We start from the raw sequence: 6,384 nt of genomic DNA on the forward strand, positions 1-6,384 counted from the left end.
AACCACGCGACAGACCTGACCGGCGACCCGGCCGGCACGCGATACGAAACCGGCGCGTCCGTCTCATAGCGGATGCCGCCAACCCCAGGCAGAAGCCATACAGTACGTGTGACCTGCGGAGTGTGTGGACGGGCCGCGTTCCCGGGAAGTGGGTGGTACGCGGCCCACCGCGCAGCACCAGCTCCTGCAGCGGAGAACTGAAAAAGACAGAAAGTGTGGACGGCACGTGGTGCCGTCATCGAATTTAGGAGAATCGCAGTGGCTACAACGAAGAAGCCTGAAGCCGTTGACGCCGTCGTCGTCGGACTGGGTGCCAATGGCGGCACGGCGGCGAAAGTCTTGAGCGAGGCAGGGCTCAAAGTGGTCGGCTTTGACCGGGGCCCTTGGCTTCGCGCCCACGAACACTACTCCGGAGACGAGCTGAAATTCGTCAACCGCAATTACATGTGGCCCGACCCAACACTGTTCCCGCGAACCCTCCGCTATGCCGAGGATGAAGTGGCGCAGCCGTTCTCGTTCTCCCCAACCCCCCAGATGGTCGGCGGCGGAACGAACCACTGGGCGGGCTGGGTGCCCAGGCCACGGGAATCCGACTTCATGCTGCGCTCCCTCCACGGCGATATCGACGGCATGAACCTGGCCGACTGGCCGTTCCGATACGAGCACCTGGAACCCTACCTGACGAAAGTTGAATGGGCGTTCGGAGTCTCAGGCATCGCTGGGGCCGATAAGTACGAGCCATACCGTTCCAAGGGCTACCCGAGCCCGCCCCTGCGTCCTACCCGTTACGGAAAACGCTTCTATGACGCGTGCAACAAGATGGGTATCAACGCATTCCCGATCCCCCATGCGATGGTCACCAACAACCACAACGGACGCGACCCGTTCAACAAAACCAGTTTCTGGAACCAGTACGGTGATCCCTCCGGCGCCCGGTCCAACGTCTTGACCACCTTCATCCCCGACGCACTGGCTACGGGAAACTTTGAGGTCCGCGCAGAAAGCTTCGTCCGCGAAGTGAAGATCGGCAAAGACGGCAAGGCCACCGGCGTCCTCTATGTTGACCCGGACGGAAATGAGGTCGAGCAGGACGCCAAGGTCGTCATCCTTGCCTTGGGCGCCATCGAATCTGCTCGCCTGATGTTGCTCTCCCGCTCTGCGCAGTTCCCGGATGGGCTGGGGAACAGCTCCGGTCTGGTGGGAAAGAATGCAACATTCCACGAATACCTGTTCGCCGTCGGGCTGTTCGACAACGAGATCGACGAGCCGTTGAACGGCTTTGCCGGTAACTACATCTCCGGCGGATCCCTGGAATTCTACGAAACTGATGAAAACCGAGGCCACATCGGCGGGTGCATCATTTCAGCCTCGCAAACCTGTCACCCAGTCAACTGGGTCTTCCCGGGCCGCCCCACCTGGGGTGACGCCCTCAAGGACGCGGACCGAAACTATTACAACTACGCCATGAAGATCGGCCTGATCCTCCACGACATGCCCGTGGAATCAAACCGGGTCGACCTTGACCCAACAGTTAAGGACGCCTGGGGGCTGCCCGTTGCCCGCATTACCCACCGGCCACATGCCAACGACATCGCCATGGGCAAATGGCAGGTGGACAAAAACGCCGAAATCCTCGAAGCTGCCGGTGCCCGTAAGACGGTCCCGGTCTACCTTGACAAGATGACCGGCAATACCTGCCACCAGCACGGCACGGCCCGCATGGGCGTAGACCCGTCCAAGAGTGTGCTCAATGAATGGGGCCAGTCTCACGACGTCGACAACCTGTTCGTTGTTGACGGCTCCGGCTTCCCAACCGCTACGGGCGTGAACCCCACGTTGACCATGATGGCCAACGCCTGGCGCTGCTCGGACTATATCGCCACCACCTACTCCAAGGGCCGGGTCGAACGGCTCGCCCAGCCGGCCTGACGGAAAGGACACGCTGAAATGACACTGAAATCAGAATGGGAAATCGTCGGCGAACCCGTGGACCCGGATTCGACGGAGCGGTACTTCTTCACCGAACACGAATGGAACACGGTCGAGGCGGCAACCGCGCGAATCATGCCCACTGACCAGGACCCGGGGGCCAGGGAAGCCCGGGTGGTCGTCTTCATCGACCGGTACGTGTCGGGGATCGGCTATATTTTCGCGGCAGCGGACGGCTCGGGGTTCCTGAAGCTGTCAGGAAAGCATGCCGACGCGTGGCGTGGCCGGCAGTTCAAGATGCAGGAGCTTTACCGCGAAGGCGTCAAGACTTTGGACGCCATCGCGCGGAACTTGGACGGAAAGAACTTCGTCGACCTGAACGAGGAACAGCAGGACCAGGTGCTGGTTGCCCTTTCAGGGGCTCCCAAGCCAATCAAGGTCACCCTGGGCACCAAGGAACCCGTCACGACGTTCCTCCAGGGATCGTTCGATGAGAACCTTCCGTTCTTTGACACGCTGTGCCTGCACACCCGCCAAGGCTTCTACGGCGACCCGGTGTACGGCGGCAACAAGGATCAGATGGGGTGGAAAACCATCGGATTCCCGGGTCCGAAATCGCTCAAGGACACCATGGACGGGACTTACGACACCACGGAGTACTTCTATGACGGCGACTACGACTGGTACGACCTGATCCCGCACCTGAACGAGTCTGTTCCCCGAGACCACTAACCCTAAACACGGACGGCGGCCCGGCATTTCCCGAAGTGCCGGGCCGCCTGTCGGCAGAATTCGCGACACCCGCGAAAGGACCTAAGAGCATGAAGATAACAGAGGTAAAGGCTTTCCCCGTCGGGGTGCCACTGGATGAGCCGCTCCGCTGGGGCGCGATGGAAGTGAACGTCAAAGGCGGCATCATTGTCCGGGTAAAAACCGACGAAGGTATCGAAGGGATCGGTGAGGCCGGATTCTCAGCCGAATACTTCCCCACAGTGGGTCCCATCATCAACCACCAGCTGGGTCCAATGCTCATCGGGCGTGACCCACTGGACGTTGCGTCCATCTGGCAGGACATGCTCAATGCCACACACATGTGGGGCCGCCGCGGAATCGAGACCTACGCGCTGAGTGGCATTGACATCGCCCTCTGGGATCTTCTCGGCAAGGCCAGCAACCAGCCTGTCTACCGTCTCCTGGGAGCCTCCAAGTCGAAGGTGAAAGCGTACTACGCGCCGTCCCTGAAGCCGACCGAGGCAATAGTGGAAGAGTCTATAGCCGCCGTTGAGCAGGGTTTCTTCGCCATGAAGCTGCGCAATGGTCCGAGTCTGAGCAAGGGCGTGGACATGGTCGCTCGCGTCCGCGATGCAGTCGGTCCCGACATTGACATTATGGTCGATGCGAACATGGCCTTTGACCGCCGGGAGGCGCTCACCCTTGCCACCGAACTCGAGCAATTGGGCGTGTTGTGGCTGGAAGAACCCATTCTTTCCCGCAGCCTCACCCAGTACATCGACGATCATTCCTGGCTCTCTGACCGGGTATCGCTCAAACTCGCCGGCGGCGAATCGCTGCTTACCCGCTACGAGTACCTCGACCTTCTGCGCAAGCGGACCTTTGATGTCCTGCAGCCGGACTGCACAAGTGTCGGCGGAATCTCCGAATGCAAGCGGGTGGCCGATATGGCCAGCTCTTGGAACCTGTGGTGCGTCCCCCACATTGCCTGCAGCTCCGGAACCGGGGTGGCACTGGCCGCAGGGCTCCATACGATTCTCAGCTGCGAAAATGCGCCAATGATCGAATTTGACGCCTACGGGGGCCCCGGTTGGGACGGGCTGCTGGAACAGCCCCTGACAGCCACGGGGGGATACGTTGAAGCACGTGAAGTTCCAGGGCTGGGCATCGAATTCGCAGATGGAGCATTGGAAAAATACACGCTGACCGACGCACGTTTCGCCTCGGCTGCGTAATCAACATAAGCGGTGACGCTGGTGTCGCGCTTCGGGCAAACGCGCGACACCAGAACCCCTTGACCGCACCGGACTAACACCGCCTTTTGGAGATTCCTGATTATGAAAAGCAGGCACGTCGACATTGCCATCGATGCCGGAGCGGATCTTGCCGAGGGGCCGTGGTGGGACGAGCAGCGGCAGGAACTGCTGTGGGTTGACATCTTCGCCGGCAGGATTCACATGCTCGATCCCGCATCGGGTCTGGACCGCAGCATCGATGTCGGCCAGCCGGTTGGCATGGTGGCGCGGCGCCAGTCAGGGGGACTGGTGTGCGCAGTACGCGACGGAATCGGTTTCATCCACCCCGATGGGAACGCCTTCGAGCTCGCCGTCCCGGTTGAGTCCGACATTGCCGGTAATCGGATGAATGACGGCGCGTGTGATCCCGCCGGCCGTCTTTGGGCCGGGACCATGGCCACGGACCTTTCACCATCGGCCGGGAGCCTCTACCGAATCAGCAGCACACTCTGCGTGACCCCGGTACGCCAGAACGTTTCTATTTCAAACGGCCTGGACTGGTCGCCGGACGGCCAAACCTTCTACTTCACCGATTCGTCGACCAGAAGGCTGGATGCCTACGATTTCGATATCGAAACAGGCCAGATCAGCAACGGCCGCGTTCTGGTGGATCTGCCCCATCCTGTCGCCACGCCGGACGGAATGGCGGTCGACGCCGAGGGAACCATTTGGGTGGCCATGTGGGACGGGGGCTGTGTCCAGCGCTTCAGCCCAGAAGGCGTGTTGCTGGAAACACTCGACTTGCCCGTTAGCAGGCCGACCAGTGTCGCCTTCGGCGGCCCCGCTCTCAATCAGTTATTCATCACGTCAGCGCGCAACGGCCTGACGCCCCGGCAGCTACAGGACCAGCCCCATGCAGGTGCAATCTTCGTTCTGGAGCCGGGCGTGACAGGAAGACCCCCGTACTCTTTCCGCGGATAGGCCTTCACCATACTGGGAGATAGTGCCGGGATGGTGCAGAGCCACCGGGCGAAAGGCACGTCCAGTAATAAGCCCTAGGAAACGAGACTATGAAAATCGTCATCGCCGACGCTAGCCTCATCGTCCACCGCCCCGCCTTTGAACTGGGACTTGCCCCGGGAACGGCCATCTCCTGGCACAGATCCTGGGACGATCCCGGCGTACTGTCCGCGCTCCGCGACGCCGATGTCTTCGTCGGACCGCGCCTGACCAAGGCAATGGGAGCAGGAGCCAATAGACTCCGGCTGATTCATACCGCCGGCGCCGGCTTCGACGGAATCGAGCCGGAGGCCCTCAACACAGAAGCTGTGTGCGCCAACACCTTCCACCATGAAGGATCGATCGCCGAATACGTGGCCACCGTCCTCGTCGCACTCCGGCGCGACCTCATCGCCCAGGACGCAGCCTTGCGGAAAGGCAAGTGGCACTCAAGCGTCTATCGCCGCGGCCTGCCTCAGCCCAAAACGCTCAGGGGTGCGGTTGTGACATTCCTCGGCTTTGGTCACATCGGGGCCGCCTCATGGAAGCTCCTGCAGTCCTTCGGCGCCGAAGGCATCGCCGTGACCCGGACAGGATCAGTCGCCGCGAAAGCACACGGGCTCCGGGGGGCCGGATCCAACGAGGATTTGCTCACGGCCCTGAGCGACTCTGACGCTCTCGTGATCAGTACTCCTCTGACGCCCGAGACCGCTGGGATCATCGGAGCAACCCAGTTGGACGCATTGGGACCCGAAGGCCTATTGGTCAATGTGGCACGCGGTCCCGTTGTGCAGGAAAAAGCTCTTTATTCCGCATTGAAACATCACCGCATTGCCGGAGCAGCCATTGATGTCTGGTATCGGTATCCCGGACCCGGCGGCGTCGGAAAATCAAGCACACTGCCCTTCGAATCCTTGGACAACGTCATCATGACGCCGCACTCCTCGGCGGTCACCGAAGAGACTTTCAGAGGACGATCCCAGGAAATCATTGAAAATATCAACCGGCTTGCCGCCGGCCAGCCTGTGCGGAATGTCGAGATGACGGGCCCATCCTGTTCCGCTGCGGAACCGGCATCGTGAACTACGATGACGCCGCGAACCGGGCGGGTCCGGACACCGGTGGAGGAGCTTCCCCTGCGGTTCCCTGAGCACTACCGGCGGCGCTCACCCGGAATAAATCGCTTTGATTGCCAAAAAGCTGAGGTACCGGGATGACCATGCAGGCTGAGTGCATCGTCGGCGACCCGCAGCGCGGTCCTGCCTCGGCCGAAGACCTCGTCGGCCGGTAAACAATCCTTCTGGACCTGCAGCTTGTCCTTTTAGGATGAGCAAGTAAGTAAACTCAGGTAAGATTGATGTCTCTGGGACCTTACACGGATGGGCGGTCCCGGGCCTGTTGTGGTCCGGGACCGCCCACGGTCGCCGTGCTGACGGGATTCCTGCCTTGTTCAGCCGCCGGTTCTGACGTTGTCCAAACCGGCGTGTTC

General features: G+C 61.1%; 5 protein-coding genes. All 5 read left to right on the top strand.

Going from position 1 to position 6,384, the window contains the following annotated elements; genetic code table 11:
- Window positions 1-258 precede the first annotated feature (258 nt).
- Window positions 259-1,929 carry a GMC family oxidoreductase gene (locus OCL88_RS20575; protein WP_021474676.1) on the top strand — a complete coding sequence of 557 codons (1,671 nt, stop codon included), beginning with the start codon at window positions 259-261 and terminating at the stop codon, window positions 1,927-1,929.
- 18 nt (window positions 1,930-1,947) lie between these two features.
- Window positions 1,948-2,661 carry a gluconate 2-dehydrogenase subunit 3 family protein gene (locus tag OCL88_RS20580; RefSeq protein WP_264963781.1) on the top strand — a complete coding sequence of 238 codons (714 nt, stop codon included), beginning with the start codon at window positions 1,948-1,950 and terminating at the stop codon, window positions 2,659-2,661.
- An 89-nt stretch (window positions 2,662-2,750) separates the two neighbouring features.
- Entirely contained in the window at window positions 2,751-3,896 is a 1,146-nt protein-coding gene (locus tag OCL88_RS20585) for a mandelate racemase/muconate lactonizing enzyme family protein (protein WP_264963782.1), read from the top strand.
- 102 nt (window positions 3,897-3,998) lie between these two features.
- On the top strand, window positions 3,999-4,877 hold the full coding sequence (locus tag OCL88_RS20590; RefSeq protein WP_021474679.1) for an SMP-30/gluconolactonase/LRE family protein: 879 nt from the start codon (window positions 3,999-4,001) through the stop codon (window positions 4,875-4,877).
- Window positions 4,878-4,966: 89 nt separating this feature from the next.
- Window positions 4,967-5,977: a 2-hydroxyacid dehydrogenase gene (locus OCL88_RS20595; protein WP_264963783.1), complete on the top strand. Its 1,011-nt coding sequence runs from the start codon at window positions 4,967-4,969 to the stop codon at window positions 5,975-5,977.
- Window positions 5,978-6,384: the final 407 nt, after the last annotated feature.

The sequence above is a fragment of the Paenarthrobacter sp. PAE-2 genome, from assembly GCF_026013155.1.
GTDB lineage: Bacteria > Actinomycetota > Actinomycetes > Actinomycetales > Micrococcaceae > Arthrobacter > Arthrobacter ureafaciens.